The 21020-nt window shown below is 71.6% G+C and carries 19 protein-coding genes; 10 read left to right on the top strand and 9 right to left on the bottom strand.

Features of this window, described 5'->3' with window-relative positions; genetic code table 11:
• Positions 1 to 27: 27 nt before the first annotated feature.
• The gene (locus ACYVIH_RS14520) at positions 28 to 990 is read right to left on the bottom strand and encodes a phosphotransferase family protein (RefSeq protein ID WP_460870175.1); all 963 of its coding nucleotides are present in this window, start codon (positions 988 to 990) and stop codon (positions 28 to 30) included.
• A 168-nt stretch (positions 991 to 1158) separates the two neighbouring features.
• On the opposite strand from ACYVIH_RS14520, the gene lepA reads away from it, so the two are divergent.
• Positions 1159 to 3033: a translation elongation factor 4 gene (gene lepA / locus ACYVIH_RS14515; protein ID WP_460870174.1), complete on the top strand. Its 1875-nt coding sequence runs from the start codon at positions 1159 to 1161 to the stop codon at positions 3031 to 3033.
• Positions 3034 to 3057: 24 nt separating this feature from the next.
• Here lepA and ACYVIH_RS14510 read toward each other — a convergent pair whose 3' ends face one another.
• Positions 3058 to 5370: a prolyl oligopeptidase family serine peptidase gene (locus ACYVIH_RS14510; RefSeq protein ID WP_460870173.1), complete on the bottom strand. Its 2313-nt coding sequence runs from the start codon at positions 5368 to 5370 to the stop codon at positions 3058 to 3060.
• Between the two features lie 97 nt (positions 5371 to 5467).
• Between ACYVIH_RS14510 and ACYVIH_RS14505 the strand changes: the two genes are divergently transcribed.
• The 3 genes from ACYVIH_RS14505 to hemW all read left to right on the top strand — a co-directional run bounded on the left by ACYVIH_RS14505 (position 5468) and on the right by hemW (position 9751).
• Positions 5468 to 6394 (top strand): aminoglycoside phosphotransferase family protein, encoded by a 927-nt coding sequence (locus tag ACYVIH_RS14505; protein WP_460870172.1) that lies wholly within the window; start codon positions 5468 to 5470, stop codon positions 6392 to 6394.
• A 206-nt stretch (positions 6395 to 6600) separates the two neighbouring features.
• The gene (locus tag ACYVIH_RS14500) at positions 6601 to 8430 is read left to right on the top strand and encodes an AMP-dependent synthetase/ligase (RefSeq protein WP_460870171.1); all 1830 of its coding nucleotides are present in this window, start codon (positions 6601 to 6603) and stop codon (positions 8428 to 8430) included.
• 100 nt (positions 8431 to 8530) lie between these two features.
• Complete coding sequence (hemW, locus tag ACYVIH_RS14495; protein WP_460870170.1) at positions 8531 to 9751, top strand: radical SAM family heme chaperone HemW; 1221 nt, start codon at positions 8531 to 8533, stop codon at positions 9749 to 9751.
• Between the two features lie 25 nt (positions 9752 to 9776).
• Here hemW and ACYVIH_RS14490 read toward each other — a convergent pair whose 3' ends face one another.
• The 3 genes from ACYVIH_RS14490 to ACYVIH_RS14480 all read right to left on the bottom strand — a co-directional run bounded on the left by ACYVIH_RS14490 (position 9777) and on the right by ACYVIH_RS14480 (position 12012).
• On the bottom strand, positions 9777 to 10184 hold the full coding sequence (locus tag ACYVIH_RS14490) for a DUF4870 domain-containing protein (RefSeq protein WP_460870169.1): 408 nt from the start codon (positions 10182 to 10184) through the stop codon (positions 9777 to 9779).
• A 9-nt stretch (positions 10185 to 10193) separates the two neighbouring features.
• The gene (locus ACYVIH_RS14485; RefSeq protein ID WP_460870168.1) at positions 10194 to 11039 is read right to left on the bottom strand and encodes a DUF3097 domain-containing protein; all 846 of its coding nucleotides are present in this window, start codon (positions 11037 to 11039) and stop codon (positions 10194 to 10196) included.
• Positions 11040 to 11130: 91 nt separating this feature from the next.
• Positions 11131 to 12012 carry an MBL fold metallo-hydrolase gene (locus ACYVIH_RS14480; protein WP_460870167.1) on the bottom strand — a complete coding sequence of 294 codons (882 nt, stop codon included), beginning with the start codon at positions 12010 to 12012 and terminating at the stop codon, positions 11131 to 11133.
• A 131-nt stretch (positions 12013 to 12143) separates the two neighbouring features.
• Here ACYVIH_RS14480 and hrcA point away from each other — a divergent pair, with 131 nt between their 5' ends.
• Genes hrcA through ACYVIH_RS14465 form a run of 3 tightly spaced genes read left to right on the top strand, consistent with a single transcriptional unit; the run spans position 12144 to position 15111 of the window.
• Complete coding sequence (hrcA, locus tag ACYVIH_RS14475; protein ID WP_460870166.1) at positions 12144 to 13166, top strand: heat-inducible transcriptional repressor HrcA; 1023 nt, start codon at positions 12144 to 12146, stop codon at positions 13164 to 13166.
• Between the two features lie 14 nt (positions 13167 to 13180).
• Positions 13181 to 14374 (top strand): molecular chaperone DnaJ, encoded by a 1194-nt coding sequence (gene dnaJ / locus ACYVIH_RS14470; protein WP_460870165.1) that lies wholly within the window; start codon positions 13181 to 13183, stop codon positions 14372 to 14374.
• The gene (locus tag ACYVIH_RS14465; RefSeq protein WP_460870163.1) at positions 14371 to 15111 is read left to right on the top strand and encodes a 16S rRNA (uracil(1498)-N(3))-methyltransferase; all 741 of its coding nucleotides are present in this window, start codon (positions 14371 to 14373) and stop codon (positions 15109 to 15111) included. Before dnaJ ends, ACYVIH_RS14465 begins: the two co-directional genes overlap by 4 nt.
• 197 nt (positions 15112 to 15308) lie before the next feature.
• Here the strand turns inward: ACYVIH_RS14465 and ACYVIH_RS14460 are convergent, their stop codons facing one another.
• Positions 15309 to 16400 (bottom strand): Gmad2 immunoglobulin-like domain-containing protein, encoded by a 1092-nt coding sequence (locus ACYVIH_RS14460; RefSeq protein WP_460870161.1) that lies wholly within the window; start codon positions 16398 to 16400, stop codon positions 15309 to 15311.
• Positions 16397 to 16906 carry a SigE family RNA polymerase sigma factor gene (locus tag ACYVIH_RS14455; protein ID WP_460870160.1) on the bottom strand — a complete coding sequence of 170 codons (510 nt, stop codon included), beginning with the start codon at positions 16904 to 16906 and terminating at the stop codon, positions 16397 to 16399. Before ACYVIH_RS14455 ends, ACYVIH_RS14460 begins: the two co-directional genes overlap by 4 nt.
• Before the next feature lie 96 nt (positions 16907 to 17002).
• Between ACYVIH_RS14455 and ACYVIH_RS14450 the strand changes: the two genes are divergently transcribed.
• Complete coding sequence (locus tag ACYVIH_RS14450; protein ID WP_460870159.1) at positions 17003 to 18031, top strand: S66 family peptidase; 1029 nt, start codon at positions 17003 to 17005, stop codon at positions 18029 to 18031.
• A 23-nt stretch (positions 18032 to 18054) separates the two neighbouring features.
• Entirely contained in the window at positions 18055 to 18411 is a 357-nt protein-coding gene (locus tag ACYVIH_RS14445; protein ID WP_460870158.1) for a histidine triad nucleotide-binding protein, read from the top strand.
• Between the two features lie 21 nt (positions 18412 to 18432).
• On the opposite strand, the gene ACYVIH_RS14440 is transcribed toward ACYVIH_RS14445, so the two are convergent.
• Entirely contained in the window at positions 18433 to 18834 is a 402-nt protein-coding gene (locus ACYVIH_RS14440; protein WP_460870157.1) for a VOC family protein, read from the bottom strand.
• A complete protein-coding gene (locus ACYVIH_RS14435) occupies positions 18815 to 19666 on the bottom strand; it encodes a helix-turn-helix transcriptional regulator (RefSeq protein WP_460870156.1) in 852 nt (283 codons plus the stop codon). Before ACYVIH_RS14435 ends, ACYVIH_RS14440 begins: the two co-directional genes overlap by 20 nt.
• 200 nt (positions 19667 to 19866) lie before the next feature.
• Between ACYVIH_RS14435 and ACYVIH_RS14430 the strand changes: the two genes are divergently transcribed.
• Positions 19867 to 21018, top strand: a complete 1152-nt coding sequence (locus tag ACYVIH_RS14430; RefSeq protein ID WP_460870155.1) for an acyl-CoA dehydrogenase family protein — start codon at positions 19867 to 19869, stop codon at positions 21016 to 21018.
• Positions 21019 to 21020: the final 2 nt, after the last annotated feature.

The following is a 21020-nucleotide window of genomic DNA, read 5'->3' as shown; positions in this document are numbered from 1 at the left end:
CGGACCGCAGCGCCCAGGGTACGCCGGTCAGTGCCACCCGCGGCGCTGCGAGAGCCACGACCAGGTGGCCTCGGCGTACCAGGACTGGTGGAGGCGAAGGTACGGCGAGGAGTTCGGGACCGGCTCGTCGCGCCGCTCGAAGAAGTACCCGGCGATCAGCGCCAGCAGGGAGTCCACGTCGTCGGCGGGCACCTCACGGGTCAGCGGCCTCGCGGCGAGGAGCTCGTCGGCGTCGAGACCGTCGCCGTGCACGGAGATGAGCAGCAGCACCGTGTCGATCCAGGGCGCGCCGACCACCGGCCAGTTCCAGTCGCACAGCACCGCGCGCCCGCCGCCGAGGAGGAGGAAGTTGTCGTCGCGGGCGTCGGTGTGCACCAGCGAGCTCCCGGCGGTGGCCTCGCGGAACCTGCCCGCCAGCGCGGCCGCGTCGTCGAGGTGCTCCCGCCCCGGATCCACGCGGCGGAGGTGGTCCCACCCGGTCAGGCAGTCGGCGAAGTCGTCGGCGAAGGTGGCCAGCTGCAGCGGAGGGGGCGTCAGCCGGTCGGCGAGCACCTCGAGGGTGTCCAGGCAGGCGTCCAGGTCGGCCGGTCGCCAGGGCCGTGAGGGGTTGGCGCCGTCGACGTAGGCGAGCTCGAGGACCACCCACAGGTCGTCCTCGTGGCTCCACAACAGGCGCGGCGCAGGGAGCCCCGCGGGCAGCGCCGCGAGCTTGCGGGCCTCCTCGCGGTAGGAGTCGGCGAACGTGCGCTGGGCCTTCTTGCTCGCCGCCTTGACGAAGTGCCGGGAGCCGTCGGCGCAGGTGAGGACCGAGGCGAACCCGGGCGTGAAGCCGGCGCCGGCGGACACGGTCTTGACGACGGCGGAGCCGAGACGACGCTCGATCATCGTGCGGAGGACGGGGGGCAGCAGGCCCCAGTCGAGCCGGCGAGCGGTCCTGCCGTGAGGGATCGCGGACCCGGCGGCCGGCGTGCTGCTGATGACGGGGCTCATGCGGCCCCATTCTGTATGCGCCCACGGCCGGGGGACGACCGGTTTCCCGGCGTGTCCGGCTGTGATCTGTGCGCCCGGGGGCCGGGGCCAGGTGCGTGTGACGGGCCGGGTGCCCGCTGCGTGGAACAATGGCGGTTCCGCCGTACGCCGAACCAACGGAAGTAGTTCGTGTCCAAGAGCACCCCCTCGGTCCCGCAGCCGGGCAAGACCGACCCCTCGATCATCCGCAACTTCTGCATCATCGCGCACATCGACCACGGCAAGTCGACGCTGGCCGACCGGATGCTGCAGCTGACCGGTGTGGTCGACGAGCGCAGTGCCCGGGCGCAGTACCTCGACCGGATGGACATCGAGCGCGAGCGCGGCATCACGATCAAGAGCCAGGCCGTCCGGATGCCCTGGACCCTCAGCGAGGGCTACGAGGCCGCGGCGCCGGGCACCTACATCCTGAACATGATCGACACCCCCGGGCACGTCGACTTCACCTACGAGGTGTCCCGGTCGCTCGAGGCCTGCGAGGCCGCCGTGCTGCTCGTCGACGCGGCGCAGGGCATCGAGGCGCAGACGCTGGCGAACCTGTACCTCGCGCTCGGCGCGGACCTGCAGATCATCCCGGTGCTGAACAAGATCGACCTGCCCTCGGCCCAGCCGGAGAAGTACGCCGCCGAGCTCGCCGGGATCATCGGGTGCGACCCCTCCGACGTGCTCCAGGTCTCGGCCAAGACCGGGATGGGTGTCGAGGCGCTGCTCAACGAGATCGTCCGGCAGACCCCGCCGCCGGTCGGTGACGCCGACGCGCCTCCGCGCGCACTGATCTTCGACTCCGTCTACGACACCTACCGCGGTGTGGTCACCTACGTCCGTGTCGTCGACGGCAAGCTCAGCCATCGCGACCGGATCAAGATGATGTCGACCGGTGCGGTGCACGAGATGCTCGAGGTCGGGGTGATCTCCCCGGAGCCGGTGAAGGCAGGCGACCTCGGCGTCGGGGAGGTCGGCTACCTGATCACCGGGGTGAAGGACGTGCGCCAGTCCCGGGTCGGCGACACCGTGACCAGCCAGCACAACGGTGCTACTGAGCCGCTCGGCGGCTACAAGCACCCCAACCCGATGGTCTTCGCGGGGCTCTACCCGATCGACGGCGACGACTACCCGACCCTGCGCGACGCGCTGGAGCGGCTCCAGCTCAACGACGCCGCGCTGGTCTACGAACCGGAGACGTCCGGCGCGCTCGGGTTCGGCTTCCGCTGCGGCTTCCTCGGCCTGCTGCACATGGAGATCGTGCGTGAGCGGCTGGAGCGGGAGTTCAACCTCGACCTGATCTCGACCGCGCCCAACGTGGTCTACGAGGTCGTGATGGAGGACGGTCGCGAGATCGAGGTGACCAACCCCAGCGAGTACCCCGGCGGCAAGATCGCCGAGGTCCGCGAGCCCGTGGTCAAGGCAACGATCCTCAGCCCCAGCGACTACATCGGCGCGATCATGGAGCTCTGCCAGAGCAAGCGCGGCCAGCTCCAGGGGATGGACTACCTCTCCGAGGACCGGGTGGAGATGCGCTACGTGCTCCCGCTGGCCGAGATCGTCTTCGACTTCTTCGACCAGCTGAAGTCGCGCACGAAGGGTTACGCCTCGCTCGACTACGAGCCCACCGGCGATCAGCCCGCGGACCTGGTGAAGGTCGACATCCTGCTCCAGGGGGAGCCGGTCGACGCGTTCAGCGCGATCGTGCACCGCGACCACGCCTACTCCTACGGCGTGGCGCTGGCCGGCAAGCTCAAGGAGCTGATCCCGCGGCAGCAGTTCGAGGTGCCGATCCAGGCCGCCATCGGCGCCCGGGTGATCGCGCGCGAGACCATCCGCGCGATCCGCAAGGACGTGCTCGCCAAGTGCTACGGCGGGGACATCACCCGCAAGCGCAAGCTGCTGGAGAAGCAGAAGGAAGGCAAGAAGCGGATGAAGATGGTCGGCCGCGTCGAGGTGCCCCAGGAGGCCTTCATCGCCGCGCTGTCCACCTCCGACTCCGGGGAGAAGGGCAAGAAGTAGCCGCCCCGGCTGCTCCGGCCGGGCTCAGCAGCCCGGCCGGACGATGCGCCTGCCGGCGGGCACGGTGACCCGTCGGACCTGGCCGTCGGCGCGCACCAGCCTGAGCGTCGTAGGACGGTCGGTGGTGACCCGGACCCGGCCACAGTCCAGACCGGCTCGCCCGAGGTCGACGCCCACCGCGGCCACGTTGCTCAGCCGCAGCGCGACCAGCTGCCGTCGCGGCGGGCGGGAGCCGAGCTTCCACCGAATGCCTTCGACGACCGCCGGCAGGGGTTCCGCGACGGGCGTCGGGCCGAACGGTGTCGCCGAGTGCCGACGGTCGCGCTGGGCGAAGGAACGCGCCAGGACCTGGGCGGTGGCGCCGGGGGAGCGGTCACCGGCCCGCACCCCGGTCACCCAGTAGGCCCCGGTGGCGCGCAGCCCGAGACTCGGTCGGTCCAGGTGCGGGAACCAGGTGAAGTCCACCAGCTCCGGGTCGGTGGTCCGGCGGGGCCGGGCCAGCCCCTCGAGGACGGTGTCGAAGCGGTCCTGGGTGGCGAAGGCCATGTGGTCCTCGGCGGGGTAGCGCACGAACCGGTGGCGCAGGCCGCGCGCAGCGAACCGGGAGACCTGGTCCTCGACCGACACGAACGGCACCAGCTGGTCGAGCGTGCCCTGCCCGATCCGGTACGGCAGATGACGGGCGTTGCCGACCAGCGTGCCGGTGGCGCCGTCGCGCTCGCAGCGCTCGTGGCGGAACAGCGGAAGGCCCTGCTCGGGGTCGACGCCGCTGCCGCAGGCCGGGGGCCCGGCGAGGGACACCGCGCCGGCGTACAGGTCCGGGTGCTGCAGGCCGAGCTTGTAGGCGGCGTAGCCGCCCATCGAGTAGCCGGTGAGCTGGGTGCGCTCCTCGTCGAGGTCGAACGCCTCGGCGAGCTCGCGCCACACCGACCAGTAGTCGACCTCGGCCTCGTCGAGGTACCACCCGTCGGGGCCGTGGCCGAGCGTGCCCGCGCAGACCGACCGTCGCTGCTCGCACAGCTGCTCCAGCAGGCGCGGGTTGAGCGCGCCGTACTGGTTGTGGTTCACACCCAGCGAGTGCAGGGTCCAGGTCAGCGGCAGCCGCTCGCCGCGCCGGACGTGCCGGGGGACGTAGACGGAGTACGGCTGGATCCGGCCGAGGAAGTTGGGCGCAAGGTCGTTGCCGTGCTCGGTCCCGGTGAGCACCCCGTCACCGAGCTCGAGACCGGAGACGTACCAGCGGTTGCTGTAGCCCCGGGGACGCGGCTCGCGGGTGGAGGTGCGCGACGCCAGACGCGACCAGTCGATGACCGTGGCGAACTCGGAGACGTCACCGTCGGCGAGCGCGTCGGCCTGGTGGTCCTCCATCCAGAAGTTGCCGGTCACGAAACGCGCGAGACCGTCGGCGCCGACCTGGCCGAGCAGCGGCGTCCCCGCCGCCTGCTCCTGGAAGGCGGCCACCAGAGCGTCGGTGCTGCCGCCGCGGTAGACCGCGGGCTCCTGTCGAAGCGAGCGGTAGCCCACGTTGTAGACCCGGGGCAGGCCCTCTGCGGGGACGGCCCCGGCCAGCGACGGCACGGCGAGCGACTCACCGGTCTCGTCGGCCAGGCCTGCGGCGACCCGGACCCTCCATCGGCCGGTGGGATCGACCACGGTGCGGGGCAGGCGTACGACGAACGAGCCGGCCGCGCGGTCGACGTGCAGGGCGCCGCCCAGTGTGGCGACCTCGCGGCCGACACCGGTGGTGAGGTCGACCAGCCGGGCGCTGCGGCTGGAGACCACCAGGGCGCTGTCGATGCCGGCGGAACGGAGACCCGCAGCGGCCGGCCACTCCGCGACGCCGGTGGCCGCCTCGGCGTCACGGTCGAAGGTCCACACCGCGAGCGGGACGTCGGTGTCCTTCAGCGTGGTCCAGTCCACGCGCCAGTACGAGGCCTCCCCGTCGAGGCCGACCGCGGTCCGGAAGATGTCCGCGCCGTTGCCGGCGACGGGGCCCGTCGGGTACGTGTAGGCGCCCTGGGTCGGGGCGAGGTTCGTGGAGTAGGGCGCACTCATCCCGGTCGGCACGGCGGCCCCGTGGTCGTCGTACACGAAGTCGGTCCAGAACGCCGCTCCGCCGTGCAGCCGCCCGGTGCCCGACGTGCGCGGGAAGTGCCGTTCGGAGAACGGCCAGCCGTCGGCCGCCGGCAGGGCGGGTTCGGCCGCGCGGGCAGCCGGCGGGGCCGAGTCCGGAAGGTCACCCGGCGCCGCCACGGCCGGGCCGGCCGGCGTGGTCATCGTCGCCACCACCGCCAGGGGCACAACGACGGTGCGGAGCAGGCGGGACGTTCTGGACACAGGCGGGCTCCTCGGGTCGGCTCACGGTCTCCGAGTGCTCAACTGGCGGGTCGGGGATTGGTCACGGTCCGGGCCCGGCGACGCGTAGCCTCGCTGCGTGCTGCCGTTCGACATCCCGCCGGGTCTCCTGGCGCAGGCCGTCCGAGGACCGGCCTGGGCGGACTGGCTGGACACGTTGCCCCGACTCGTCGCCGAGACCGTCGCGGAGTGGGAGCTCAGCTACGACGGGCGGCCCCGGCACGGGTACTGCAGCCTGGTGGTCCCGGTGCGCACGACCGCCGACCGACCGGCCGTCCTGAAGGTGGCGGTCGCCGACGACGAGAGCGAGCACGAGCACCTGGCGCTCCAGCGGTGGCAGGGCAACGGTGCGGCGCTGCTGCTCCGGGCCGACCCGCGGCGCCGTGCGATGCTGCTGGAGCGCCTGCACCCCGAGGACCTCACCGAGCTGTGGGACCTCGAGTCCTGCGAGATCGTGGCCGGCCTCTACCGGCGGCTGCACGTGCCCGCTCTTCCGCAGCTGAGGCCTCTGTCGTCGTACGTCGACCGCTGGAGCTCCGGGCTGGCCGCGCTGCCGAAGGACGCGCCGATGCCGCGTCGGCTCGTCGAGCAGGCGGTCTCGCTGGCCGCGTCGTTCCTCACCGACGAGGCGAGCGTCGGGACGATGATCCACGGCGACCTGCACTACGAGAACGTGCTCGCCGCGGACCGCGAGCCGTGGCTGGCCATCGACCCGAAACCGATGTCGGGCGACCCGCACTACGAGGTCGCGCCGCTGCTGTGGAACCGGTGGGAGGAGGGGGTGGCATCCGGTCGGGTCCGGGACGCCGTACGACGACGCTTCCACACGGTGGTCGACGCAGCCGGGCTCGACGAGCACCGGAGCCGGGACTGGGTCGTGGTGCGGGCGCTGCACAACGCGTACTGGTCCGTGGACGACGCGGTGCGCAGCGACCGGGCTCTCGTCGCGGCGGAGCGGGACTGGATCACCAGGATGGTGACCGTCGCGAAGGCGGTCCAGGACTGATCCCCGGATGCCTGTATCTGCCAGGTGGTTTCCGGGTCCGTCGAGCGGCCGAACGTAAAGCCCTGCTGGCAATCGTTGCGAAACGGTCCCATAACCGGGCCGAAACCTACCGCTAGGTAGCCATGTGTTCTACGTTGTGTCGCAACATGTCAACACCCTGCCCGGCGCGACGCATGCGCGTGCTGCAGGTATGAACAGGGAGAGCGATGTCTCAGAGCACCGTCAGCCACGACCTGAGCGGGATCGAGGACCGTCCCGCGAACGTGGGGCGCCAGTTCTTCGACCGGGTCGAGAGCAGCCCCAACCGTGAGGCCTACCGGTTCCCGAAGGGCGACAAGTGGGAGTCGGTGACCTGGAAGGAGACCGGTGACAAGGTCACCCGGTTGGCGGCGGGCCTGGTCTCCCTCGGCATCGAGCCCGAGCAGCGCGTCGGCATCGCAGCCGCCACTCGCTACGAGTGGATCCTGGCCGACCTGTCGATCATGTGCGCCGGCGCGGCGACGACCACGGTCTACCCCTCCACGATCGACGAGGACGTCGCCTACATCCTGGCCGACTCCGAGTGCCGCGTGGTGTTCGCCGAGGACGACGAGCAGATCGCCAAGCTCACCATGCACCGCTCCGAGCTCCCGCACCTGGCCAAGGTCGTCACCTTCGACGGCGCCCCCGACGGTGACTGGGTGATCACCCTCGACGACCTCGAGCGGCTCGGCGAGGAGTACCTCGCCAAGGAGCCCGCCATCATCGAGAAGCGGGTCGCGGAGACCAAGCCCGACGCGCTCGCCACGCTGATCTACACCTCCGGCACCACCGGCCGGCCCAAGGGCGTGCGGCTGCGTCACTCGTCGTGGACCTACGAGGGCGCGGCGATCCAGGCGCAGGGCATCCTCGACGAGAACGACCTGCAGTTCCTGTGGCTGCCGATGGCTCACTCCTTCGGCAAGGTCCTGCTCTCCACCCAGCTCGCCTGCGGCTTCGCCACCGCCGTCGACGGCCGGGTCGACAAGATCATCGAGAACCTCGCCGTCGTACGCCCGACCTTCATGGGCGCGGCCCCCCGCATCTTCGAGAAGGCCCACGGCCGGATCATCACGATGCAGCAGACTGAGGGCGGCATCAAGGAGAAGCTGTTCAACAAGGCCTTCGAGGTCGGCAAGAAGGTCCGTGCCCTCAAGCTCGAGGGCAAGCCCGTGCCGTTCCTCCTGGCCAAGCAGCACGCGCTGTTCGACAAGCTGGTGTTCGCCAAGATCCGCGAGCGCTTCGGGGGCCGGGTCCGCTTCTTCATCTCCGGTGCGGCCGCGCTGAACCAGGAGGTCGCTGAGTGGTTCCACGTCGCCGGCATCCTCATCCTCGAGGGCTACGGCCTCACCGAGACCTCGGCCGGGTCGTTCGTGAACCGTCCGGAGAACTACAAGTTCGGCACCGTCGGCCTGGTCTTCCACGGCAGCGAGGTCAAGATCGCCGAGGACGGCGAGGTCCTGATCAAGGGCCCCGGCGTCATGGACGGCTACCACAACCTGCCCGAGCAGACCGCCGAGACCCTCAAGGACGGCTGGCTCCACACCGGTGACATCGGGCAGATCGACGCCGACGGCTTCCTCAAGATCACCGACCGCAAGAAGGACCTGTTCAAGACCTCGGGCGGCAAGTACATCGCGCCGTCCTCGATCGAGTCGCAGTTCAAGGCGATCTGCCCCTACGCCAGCCAGTTCCTGGTGCACGGCAACGACCGCAACTACTGCGTCGCGCTGATCACCCTCGACCCCGACGCGATGGCCGAGTGGGCCACGCACAACGGGATGGCGGGTGCGTCGTACGCCGAGATCGTCTCCTCGCAGAAGGTCAAGGACATGGTTGCGGACTACGTCGAGACGCTGAACAAGCGGCTCAACCGCTGGGAGACCATCAAGAAGTGGATCCTGCTCGACCACGACCTCACCGTCGAGTCCGGGGAGCTGACCCCGTCGATGAAGGTCAAGCGCAAGGTCGTCGAGCAGAACTACAAGGAGCAGATCGACGCGCTCTACCGCGAGTGACCGCGGTCTCGCGAACGCCCGCGAAGGCGCCGTCCCGGCCGGGGCGGCGCCTTCGTCGTCTCCCGCCGGACCGGTTGGCGGTCCTCCCTAGGATTGTCCGGTGCCCTCCGCCCTGCCCGACGGCGATCCCGCGCCCCTCGACGGGGCCCTTCCGGAGTCCGCGCTCGCCTCGGCGGGGACGCGGCCGTTCGGCTTCTACGTGCATGTCCCGTTCTGCTCGGTGCGCTGCGGCTACTGCGACTTCAACACCTACACGGCCTCCGAGCTCGGCGGCGGGGTGTCGCGCTCGTCCTACGCCGACTCTGCGATCGAGGAGATCCGCCTCGCCCGCAAGGTCCTCGGCGCGGCGGAGCTGCCGGTGCACACCGTCTTCTTCGGCGGAGGTACGCCGACCCTCCTCCCGTCGCGGGACCTGGCACGGATCGTCGCGGTGGTCGACGAGGAGTTCGGCCTCGTGCCGGGCGCTGAGGTGACCACGGAGTCCAACCCCGACAGCGTCGCGCCCGCGGACCTTGCCGTGCTCCGGGAGGGCGGCATCAACCGGATCTCGTACGGCATGCAGTCCGCGGTGCCGCACGTGCTCGAGGTGCTCGACCGGACCCACGACCCGGCCCGTGTGCCACAGGTGGTGTCGTGGGCGCGCGAGGCCGGCTTCGACGAGGTCAGCCTGGACCTGATCTACGGCACACCGGGGGAGAGCCTCGCCGACTGGGAGGCCTCCCTCGACAGTGCGCTCGGGTGCGCCCCGGACCACCTCTCGGCCTATGCCCTGATCGTCGAGGAGGGCACGGCGCTGGCCAGGCGGATCCGTCGGGGCGAAGTGCCGATGCCCGACGACGACGACCTGGCCGACAAGTACCTCGCTGCGGAGGAGCGGCTCACGGCGGCCGGGCTCGGCTGGTACGAGGTGTCCAACTGGTCGACCTCGCCGGCGACCCGGTGCCGGCACAACGAGCTGTACTGGACCGGCGCGGACTGGTGGGGCGTGGGTCCCGGCGCCCACTCCCACGTCGGCGGGGTGCGCTGGTGGAACGTCAAGCACCCGGCCGCCTACGCCGACCGGATCGGGTCAGGTGCCAGCCCGGCGCACGGCCGGGAGACCCTCGACGAGGAGACCCGCCGCGTGGAGCGCGTGCTGCTGGAGATTCGGCTCCGAGACGGTCTGGCGATCGACGTGCTCGACGAGGCGGGTCGGCGCGCCCTGCCGGCCCAGGTCGAGGACGGCCTGGTCGAGCCCGGCGCACTGGCGCAGGGCCGGGTCGTGCTCACGCTGCGGGGACGGCTGCTGGCCGACGCGGTCGTCCGGGCCCTCCTGCCCTGACCGGCGCGCGGCGCCGGTCCGTGGGTCAGGAGATCAGGCGGATGTTGAGCGGGTAGCGGTAGTCCTGTCCGTTCGAGGCGGCCATCGTGGCGAGGATGATCACGACGAGGGCGAAGATGCCGAGCGCGATGAGCAGGAAGATCCCGATCAGCACGAACGCCAGGATCACGCTGATCACCAGGTAGATCAGCAGCGAGATCTGGAAGTTCAGCGACTCCACGGCGTGCCGGCGCACGAACGGCGAGTCCTTGCCCTTGACCAGAAGCACCACCAGCGGCGCGATGAAGCCCATCGCGAACCAGGCCGCGACCAGGCTGCCGATGTGGGCGGCGAGGGCCCACGTGCGCTCCTCGGACGTAGGCCCGGGCGGGGGCATGCCGGGACCCGGCTGGTAGCTCCCGCCGGGACCGGGCGGGGGAGGCGGCATGGACATGGTGGCTCCTCAGTCGACGGTGACGAAGTCGATCAGCTCTTCGACCCTACCGAGGAGGGCGGGTTCGAGGTCGGCGTACGACTGAACTCTCGACAAGATGTGCTTCCAGGCTCGCGCGATGTCGGCCTGGTCCCGGTGCGGCCAGCCGAGGCTCTGGCACACGCCGCGCTTCCACTCGACGTTGCGCGGGATCACCGGCCACTGCTTCATCCCGAGCCGGTCGGGCTTGACCGCCTGCCAGATGTCGACGAACGGGTGACCGACGATCAGCACGTGCTTGCCGACCGGGGACCGGGCGATCGACTGGGCGATCCGGCTCTCCTTGGACCCGGTGACGAGGTGGTCGACGAGCACACCGACCTTGCGCTCGGGGCCGGGCCGGAAGTCGCGGAGCTGCTCGGCGAGGTCGTCGACCCCCTCGATGTACTCCACCACGACGCCCTCGATCCGCAGGTCGTCTCCCCACACCTTCTCGACGAGCTCCGCGTCGTGGCGGCCCTCGACGAAGATCCTGCTCGCGCGTGCGACGCGCGCCTTGGTGCCGGGCACGGCGATCGAGCCGGAGGCGGTGTGCGTCTTCTGGCCGGGGCCCTTGCGGAGAGACGGGGTGAGGATCACCGGGACGCCCTCGAGGAGGAAGCCCGGCCCGAGCGGGAAGGTGCGCCGCTTGCCGCGCCGGTCCTCGAGGGTGACCGTCATCAGGTCACGGTCCACGGCGACGATCTCGCCGCACCAGTCGGTGGTCACCTCCTCGACCACGAGCCCCTTGTCGGCTGCGATCTCGACCGAACGCCCGCGTTTGGGTGCGCGCCAGTCGGTGTTGAGCACGTCGGAGCCGTATCGATCGAAGGACATGGTCCCCAACGCTAGGTGGGCTGCGGGCGTTGCGGAGGGCGACGCGCCGTCCGCGAAGAGCCCCTGTGGGGTACGACGCGCCGGCCGGCCGTCACAGCAGCGGCAGCGACCGTCTCTCGGCGCGGGGGAGGTGTGCCACCCCCCGGACGAAGGCGTGCTGAAGCTCCTCGACCGGATAGGGCCACTCCGCGGAGGAGCCCATCTCGGCCGGCTTCATGCCGCGACCCGACAGGTCCCGGATCATCTCGGCCACCACGCCGATGCTGGCGCGCTGGTGCATCACGAACTCCTTGCCGACCGGCAGCCCGTGCCCGGGGACCACCACGGTGCCCGAGCCGAGCATCCCGATCAGCAGGTCGAGGGTGACCGGCCAGTCGAGCGGGAAGCAGTCGTCGCCGAAGCCGGCGCGCTCGGCGGACTCCTCGACCAGGTCGCCGGCGTAGACGACGTCCGCGTCGCCGACGTGCACCACCACGTCGCCGGCGGTGTGGCCACGACCGGGGTGGAAGACCTCGACGATCCGGTCGCCGAGGTCGATCACCTTCGCCGAGGAGAACGTCCGGTCCGGCACGAGCACCTCGGTGCCCGTGACGTCGGTGTGCCGGCCGGCCGCCTCGAGGAGCTCCTGTGCGTGGTCGCGGAGGACGGCGGCGGTCTCCTCGTGCGCGACGACGGGCGGACCGTCGTACGCCTCCACGAGAGTGGCGTTGCCGAGCACGTGGTCCCAGTGCGCGTGGGTGTTGACCACGGCGACCACGTCGCCGGCGCCTAGAGCGCGGACCTGGTCGAGGACACCGCGCGCGGTGCCGGCGGAGGAGTGGCTGTCGATCACGACCAGGCCGTTGCGGCCGCCGACGAGCCCGACGTTGACGTCGGCGAGGCGGTGCCGCGCCACCCAGCACCGGTCGGCGACCTCGACGAAGCCGGCGTCCTGGGCGATCTCGAAGCCGGGGTGCGACTCGGGTGCGGTCATGGACGAAACCCTACGTCCGCCGATTCTGCCGCTCGCACCGCGGGCTAGTAGCATTGGCACTCGGAGCATGTGAGTGCCAGACCGCCTCGGGCGAGGCGTCGGCGCCGGTCTGTCGGGCAAGGAGGCGAGAGATGGTCGAGGACCGCAGGCTCGCCGTCCTCCGCGCGATCGTCGAGGACTACGTGTCCACCCAGGAGCCGGTCGGCTCCAAGGCACTGGTCGAGCGGCACCAGCTGGGGGTCTCCCCGGCGACGGTGCGCAACGACATGGCCGCGCTCGAGGACGAGGGCTTCATCATGCAGCCGCACACGAGCGCCGGCCGGATCCCGACGGACAAGGGCTACCGCCTCTTCGTGGACCGGCTCAGCCAGGTCAAGCCCCTGTCGGCGGCCGAGAAGCGTGCGATCACCACGCTGCTCGAGGGCGCGGTCGACCTCGACGACGTCGTCCAACGCAGCGTCCGGCTGCTCGCCCAGCTGACCCGCCAGGTCGCGATCGTGCAGTACCCCACGCTGTCGCGCTCCACGGTCCGCCACGTCGAGCTGGTCACGCTGACCGGCACCCGCCTGCTGCTGGTGCTGATCCTGAGCACCGGCCGTGTCGAGCAGCGCGTGGTCGAGCTGCCCGAACCGCTCGACGAGGAGACCGTGGGCCGGGTGCGCACGGCGCTGAACCGTGCCGCCTCGGGGGAGAAGCTGGCCGATGCCGCGGAGCGCGTGGGCGCGGTGCCCGGGGAGTTCGAGGCCGGCGACCGCCCGCCGGTGTCGGTCGTCGCCGCCGCGCTCGTCGAGGCGATGTCCGACCACCGCTCCGACGAGCGGGTCGTGGTGGGCGGCACGGCCAACCTCGCCCGGTTCGGGGACGGTTTCGACGCCTCGATCAAGCCGATGCTCGAGGCGCTCGAGGAGCACGTCGTGCTGCTCAAGCTGCTCGGGGAGGCCACCTCGCCGTCGACGCTGACGGTGCGGATCGGCCACGAGGTGCCCTACCAGGAGCTGACGTCGGCCTCGGTCGTGGCCACCGGCTACGGACCCGGCGAGGAGGCTCTCGCGACGCTGGGCATCGTGGGCCCGACCCGCATGGACTACCCCGGCACGATGGCCACCGTGCGAGCCGTGGCCCGCTACGTGTCGAAGATTCTCGACGAAGGATGAGCTGAGTAACCACTGTGAGCCAGGACCTCTACGAGACCCTCGGTGTCTCCCGCGACGCCGATGCAGACGCGATCAAGAAGGCCTACCGCCGGCTGGCGCGTCAGCTGCACCCTGACGTGAACCCCGACCCGGAGACCCAGGAGCGGTTCAAGGACGTCACCCGGGCCTACGAGGTGCTCTCCGACCCCGAGAAGCGGCGGATGTACGACCTCGGTGGTGACCCGTTCGGTGGCGCCGGTGCCGGCGGCTTCGGCCAGGGTGCGGGCTTCTCGTTCACCGACATCATGGACGCCTTCTTCGGTGGTGCCGGTGGTGGCGCCGCCGGGGCCGGCCGCGGTCCGCGTCCCAGGGTCCGCCGCGGGCAGGACGCCCTGATCCGGCTGGAGGTCGACCTCGCCGAGGCCGCGTTCGGCAGCACCCACGAGCTCAAGGTCGACACGGCCGTGCTGTGCACGGTCTGCTCCGGCTCGGGCGCCGCCCCCGGCTCGGAGCCGGTCACCTGCCAGACCTGCCACGGCCGGGGCGAGGTGCACCAGGTGCAGCGGTCCTTCCTCGGCGAGATCCGCACCATGCGCCCGTGCGCGGCTTGCCGCGGCTACGGCACGATCATCCCCGAGCCCTGCCGGGAGTGCTCCGGCGACGGCCGGGTCCGCTCGCGGCGCACCCTCAACGTGAAGATCCCCGCCGGCGTCGACACCGGCACCCGGGTCCAGCTGTCCGGGCAGGGCGAGGTGGGTCCCGGTGGCGGGCCGGCCGGCGACCTGTACGTCGAGATCCAGGTCGCCGAGCACAAGGTCTTCACCCGCCACGGCAACGACCTGCTCTGCACGGTCACCGTCCCGATGACCGCCGCCGCGCTCGGCACCACGCTGGAGCTGCCGACGCTCGAGGCCGACCTCGCCGACCTCGCCGACTCCGGCAGCGACAGCGAGCTCGAGACCAGCCTGGAGATCGACATCCGCCCCGGCACGCAGTCCGGCTCGGAGATCGTGCTCAACGGGCGCGGCGTGCCGAACCTGCGCGGCGTCGGGCGCGGCGACCTGGTCGCGCGTGTGGTCGTGGAGACCCCGACCCGGCTCGACGAGCGCCAGGAAGAGCTGCTGCGTGAGCTCGCGGCGATCCGTGGCGAGGAGTCGCCCGACGGCCAGGTGCAGGCCACGCACCGGTCGGTGTTCGACAAGCTGCGGAGCGCGTTCAACCCCCGATGAGCCTGCCGGTCTTCCACCGCCCCGAGCTGGCCGGCCTCGCGGTCGGGGACCCCGTGGAGCTGGGCGGCGACGAGGCGCGGCACGCGGTGGTGGTGCGCCGGATCCGCGTGGGGGAGCAGGTCGCGCTCAGCGACGGCGCTGGTACGACGGTCGTGGTCGACGTCGCGGCCACCGGCAAGACCACGCTGAGCGGCACCGTCACCGAGGTCCACCGGCACCCCGCCGAGACACCGCGGCTCGTGGTGGTCCAGGCGATCCCCAAGGGCGACCGGGGCGAGCTCGCCGTCGAGATGCTCACCGAGGTCGGCGTCGACGTGGTCGTGCCGTGGGCCGCGTCGCGGTCGGTCGCGGTGTGGCGGGGCGAGCGGGCGGCGAAGTCGCTGGCCAAGTGGCGCAGCACCGCCCGCGAGGCCGCGAAGCAGTCGCGTCGTGCCTGGTTCCCCGAGGTCGCCGCGATGGCGACGACGCCGGAGGTGGTCGCCCTGCTGCGCGACGCCGCGCTGGCCGCCGTACTCCATGAGGGGGGCAGTGAGCCGCTCGCGGCGCTCGACGTGCCCGACCACGGGGACGTGGTCGTGGTGGTCGGGCCCGAGGGCGGGATCAGCGACGAGGAGCTGGCCGCGTTCGCCGAGGCCGGCGCGCGGCCGCTGCGGCTGGGATCGTCGGTGCTGCGCACCTCCACGGCCGGGGTCGCGGCGGCCGCGGCGCTGCTGTCGCGCACCCCGCGCTGGCGCTGACTGGGTTCGTCCGAGGCGACCACGCTGTCAGACGGACAGGCAGATCGGTCGTCGCCGCCCAGGCGTTGAGCGTGATCGTCGGCTGACAGCCCCGACCTGCCTGTTCAACTGACCGGCCTCGGGGATCTCGCGCCGGGGCGGGAGCAGAGAACCGGGCCGGTCGCGGCCACCGGGCGCCGCGACCGACCCGGGGTCGGTCAGGGAAGGACCGTGATCTGCTTCGTGTCCTCCCACGGTGCGGGTCCCTCGCCGGCGGACGGGTCGGTGTCGCTCACGACGAGGGTGTACTCACCCGGGGGCACGTCCTTCACCCGGAACGAGTACGGCGCCATCTTGCAGCACTCCTCGGTCGTAGTGAAGCCCTCGGCCACGACGGTGTCGCCCTGGCGCAGCTCCCAGAGCACGTTGGCCTCGAACGCCGCCGCGAGTCCGGAGACCTTGAACGGGGCGGTGACCTCGGCGTTCTCCGCCGGGTCGATGATCCACACCTGCGCCAGGACGTCCATCTCGTCGCCCTCGGCCAGCGGCTCGGAGACCGGGACACCGAGCAGCGTGTCGGTGCGGCTCTCCGGGAGATCCTCGGACTCCGGACCGAGCAGGATCTGGACCGGAACGCGGTCCTGAACCACGGCCTGCGCCGTGTAGATCAGCTGCTCGACCGCCATCTGTGCCTGCTCCGCGCTCATTCCCGCCGGACGGTCGTGCAGGTCGGTGCTGTCGTTGTGGACCCGGATCCAGACCTCACCGTCGGCGCCGACCCCGTCGAAGCCGGCCCCGTTCACCACCGTGCCCTCGGGCCAGCCCGTGCGGTAGTCGGGGTCGTCGGGTGGGGTGCCTACCGCCTCGGAGAGCGCTGCGGCCAGGGGGTTGCCCCCGGTCTCCACGCGGTGGAACTCCCGGAACAGCCGGGTGCCGTGGCTGGTCTCGCCGACGTAGTAGACCGGCACCGCCTCGGTTGCCGGCGTCGGGGTGGGGGTCGCCTCGGTGGGGGTCGGCGTGGGCTCGGGTGTGGGCGTGGCCGAGGCGGCCGGGCCCACGGCGTCGCCGTCGCCCGTCGTACCGTCGCTGAGCACGACCACCGCGGTGACCGTGGCTGCGGTGGCGACCACGGCCGCGGCCGCGCCGAGGATCCAGGACCGCTTGCTGTTCATGGGACTCACTCTCGTTCGGGCGTGGATGGTGCCGAGCGCCTCGCGGGGCTCGATGTCGTCGACCGCGTCCGAGAGCAGCCGGCGAAGCTGCTCGGCGTCGGGGTCGGGGCCGTTCAGGGGGGTGGGCTGGTCGTTCACCGGACCTCCTCGAGCAGCTGCCTGAGTGCCGCAGCCCCACGGGACGCGTGGCTCTTGACCGCGCCGCGGCTGATCCCGAGCGTGTCGGCGATCTGCGCCTCGGACAGGTCGAGGTAGTAGCGCAGGGCGAGCACCTCGCGCTGACGGGTCGGCAGCGCGCGAAGCGCCTCGAGGACCTCGCGACGCCGTTCCGCGGCGAGCGCGTCGTGGTCGGCGCCGGGGTGGTCCGGTACGACGGGCGGGGTGTGGCGTGCTGCGACACCCCGACGACGCAGCACCGACCGGGAGCGGTTCACCACCGCCTGGCGCAGGTAGGCCAGCGCCTTGTCGGGCTCGCGGAGCGTGTGCCACCGGCCGTGCATCGCGACGAAAGCGTCCTGCACGACCTCCTCGGCGGTCTCGACGTCGCGGACCAGGAGGACCGAGAGTCGCACCAGCCGGCGGTAGTGAGCGGCGTACAGCTCGTCCACCGCCGCGTCGGCGTCCCACCGGGGCGCGGCGCTCATGGTCCTCCTGACGGACAGGGTCGCGGTCAGGGTCACGGTAGTTCCACGCGGTGCTCCCTCCGGTGGTTCACACGCCGGTGTGCCACGATCCTCGCCATGTCCGTGCGCTATCCCGCCCCACTCCGGCCCGGCGACACCGTCGGGGTGACCGCGACCTCCAGCGGTGTCGACGACAGCCTCCGGGCACGTCTCGACCTGGCCGTGCGCACGGTCGAGGATGCCGGCTACTTCGTCCGGGTCGGCGACTGCATGGACGGCTCGAGCCACGTCAGCGCGCCGGCGGCCGACCGCGCGGCCGAGCTGATGAACATGCTGCTCGACCCCGCGATCCGCGCGGTGGTGCCGCCGTGGGGTGGGGAGACCGCGATCGACGTCCTCCCGCTGCTGGACTGGGATGCGCTCCGGGGCGCCGAGCCGACCTGGCTGGTCGGGTTCTCCGACATCTCCACGATCCTGACCCCGCTCACGGTGCTGACCGGGGTGGCGACGCTGCACGGCAACAACCTGATGGACACGCCCTACCGGACGCCCGCCGGGCTGCTCGGCTGGCTCGACATCGTCAGGCAGCAGGCCGGGGCGTCGTTCACCCAGGCGCCGCCGGGACGGCACCGCAGCACCGGCTGGGTCGACTACCGGGCCCATCCCGAGGTGGTCGACCTCACCCTCGACGGCACCGGCCGGTGGCGGCGGCTGGACGGTCCCGGCGACGTCACCGTCGAGGGCCGGCTGATCGGCGGCTGCATCGAGACCGTGTCGAACCTCGCGGGCACGCCGTACGGCGACGTGACCCACTGGGCGCACGACCACGCGCCCGAGGGCCTGTTGGTCTACGTGGAGGCGTCGGACGACAACGCCCTGGAGATCTGCCGCAACCTGCACGGGATGCGGCTGGCCGGCTTCTTCGACGCCGCCAACGCGATCCTCGTCGGGCGCACCAGCGCCCCGGACGCGGCCACGCTGACCCAGGACGAGGCGGTGCTCGACGCCCTCGGTGGGCTCGGCGTGCCGATCATCGCCGACGTCGAGTGCGGCCACGTGCCGCCGTACCTGCCGCTGGTGAACGGCGCGCTCGGGCGGGTCGTGCTGGCCGGTGACCGCAACGAGCTGACCCAGACGCTGGCCTGAGGCACGTCGCTAGGGTGGTGCTCATGAGCGCACAACGAGACGCGGACTGCCTGTTCTGCAAGATCGTGGCGGGGGAGATCCCCGGCGACATCGTGCACGAGACGGAGACCACGGTCGCCTTCCGCGACATCGAGCCGCAGGCGCCCACGCACGTGCTGGTGGTCTCGCGCAACCACCACGAGAACGCCGTCAGCCTCGCCTCCGCGGAGCCCGAGACGGCAGTCGACCTGCTCAGGGCGATGGGGGCCGTTGCCGAGCAGGAGGGCCTCGTCGGCGGTTACCGGCTGGTCTTCAACACCGGCCCCGATGCCAGCCAGTCGGTGCCCCACGTGCACGGGCACGTCCTCGGCGGTCGCTCGATGGGCTGGCCACCCGGCTGAGTGCGGGCCGGCCGGGTACAGCTAGTCGGCACCGGCGTAGGTGCCGAAGCTCCACCGGTTCCCCTCCGGGTCGGCGACGCTGAACCCGCGAGAACCGTAGTCGGTGTCCTCGAGCTCGCGGACCACCTCGGCACCCAGGTCCTTCGCCCGTGCGTAGACCGCGTCGGGATCGTCCACGACGACGTAGACCGATCCTGCGCCGCGGGGGACGGCGAAGGTCGGGTCGCTCCGGTCCCGGCTGGAGACCATCACGCGGCCTCCTTCCGGCCAGATCATCTCGCTGTGCTCGACCATGGTTCCGTCCGCGGAACGGACGAGCACTCCTTCGGTGAACCCGAGCGCCGACAGCCACGCGCGAGCAGCGATCGCGTCGTCGTAGGTGAGGCCGGGCCAGATGCTGTGGTCAGTTCGTGTGGTCGTCATGCTGCCGATCCTCCGGGCCGGTCCGGCTGCTGTCTTGAACGTTTGCGAGGACGTCCTCGCGCAGCCACCGACCTGGGGTGGTGCCGGCGAGCCGCTGCCACTCCCGGGTCAGGTGGGCCTGGTCGGCGTAGCCGCACCGTGCCGCCACGACACCCGGCCGCTCCCCGGTCGCGACAAGGGCGGCCGAGCGCTCGAAGCGGATGATCCGGGCGACGGTCTTGGGCGCGAGCCCCACCGCCGCGGTGAACTCCTGCTCGAGGTGCCGCGTCGACCAGCCCACCTCGGCGGCGACGTCCCGAATCCTGGTGGTGCCGCCGGAGACGGCCAGGCGGGTCCACGCCCGCTCCACCTCCGGGCGTACGTCGCGACGGCGCTCGTGACGACCGAGCCCACCGAGCAGCGTCTCCTCCACCACGCGGCATCTGTCCGGCCACCGCTGCTCGGCGTGGAGGCGCTCGGACAGCCAGGCCGCGGCACGATCGCCGACCACGTCACCGAGCTCGACAGCCCGACCGGCGAGCTCGCCCGCGGGCACGCCGAGCAGCTTCGCGAGACGGAGCGGGGACAACGCGAGCTGGATCCCGCGTTGGGTGCCGTCGTGGTGGATGGTCGCCGGCCCTGCGTGGAGACCCGCGAGGCACAGGGTCAGCCGCTGACGGACCGGCTGCGGCATCGACAGCTCGAGCGCGTCGCCCACGGGGAGCACCAGCATCACCGTGGCGGAGGGCAGACCGACGTGGGCGCCGGCCGGGTAGCCCTCGATGTCGTAGTGACGCAGCGACTCCACGTATCCGGAGAGCGCGGAGCGACGCCGCCTGGTCTCTGGTCCCATCGGCCCATGGTCGCGCGTCCGCCGTGGAGCGGCCAAGAGGCGTCCAGGGCGGGCGTGAGGACCGGGTCCGGCCCTCCCGAGCGCCGGACACGCTGACCAGCGACCGCGTCCCGTCGCGGTGCCGCGGGGCGCGACGCTCGTGTCGGTGGCAGGATGCGCACGTCCGAGCTGCGCGACCAGATCAACTCCGGAGGCGACTGATGGACCTGGCCCTGACCGAGGAGCAGCGGAGCTTCAAGGAGCTCGCCCGTGACTTCCTCGACCACGAGGTCGTGCCGCACCGAGCCGAGTGGGACAGGGCGGAGTCCGTGGACACCGCGATCATCCCGCGGCTGGGCGAGATCGGGTTCTTCGGGCTCACCATCCCCGAGGAGTACGGCGGGCTGGGCGGCGACTACATCACCTACTGCATCGGGATGGAGGAGCTCGGCCGTGCCGACTCCTCGGTGCGGGGCATCGTGTCGGTGTCGATGGGCCTGGTCGGCAAGGTGATCCTGTCCCACGGCACCGAGGAGCAGAAGCAGGAGTGGCTGCCCGGCATCGCCACCGGCACCAAGCTCGGCTGCTTCGGCCTGACCGAGCCCGACACCGGCTCCGACGCGGGGAACCTGAAGACCCGAGCCGTGCGCGAGGGGGCCGACTGGGTCATCGACGGTTCGAAGATCTTCATCACCAACGGCACCTGGGCGGACGTGTGCCTGGTCTTCGCGCGCACCGGTGGGCCCGGACCCAAGGGCGTCTCCGCGTTCCTGGTGCCGACCGACACCCCGGGCTTCGAGCGTCGCGAGATCAAGGGAAAGCTGGGGCTGCGCGGCCAGGCCACCGCCGAGCTGTCCTTCGACGGGGTCCGGGTCCCTGCCTCGGCGATGCTCGGCGAGGAGGGGGAAGGCTTCAAGATCGCGATGTACTCCCTCGACAAGGGCCGGGTCTCGGTCGCCGCCGGGTGCACGGGCATCGTCCAGGGCTGCCTGGAGACGGTCGTGGACTACGCCAAGCAGCGGCGGCAGTTCGGCCGCCAGCTCGCGTCCTTCCAGCTGATCCAGGACATGATCGCCGACATCTCCGTGGACGCGGACGCCGCACGGCTGCTCACCTGGCGGGCCGCGGACCTGATCGAACGTGGCGAGCGGTTCGGGGTCGAGGCGTCGAAGGCCAAGCTGTTCGCCTCCGAGGCGGCGGTCCGCGCCGCCAACCTCGCGATCCAGGCGTTCGGCGGCTACGGCTACATCGACGAGTACCCGGTGCAGAAGTACATGCGCGACGCGCGTGTGATGACCTTGTACGAAGGCACCAGCCAGATCCAGAAGCTCCTGATCGGTCGCGCGGAGACCGGTGTCAGCGCGTTCCTCTGAGC

Source organism: Nocardioides pakistanensis (assembly GCF_054781215.1).
Note: the sequence above shows the minus strand (reverse complement) of the source record. Positions and strands in the feature narration are given on the sequence as shown.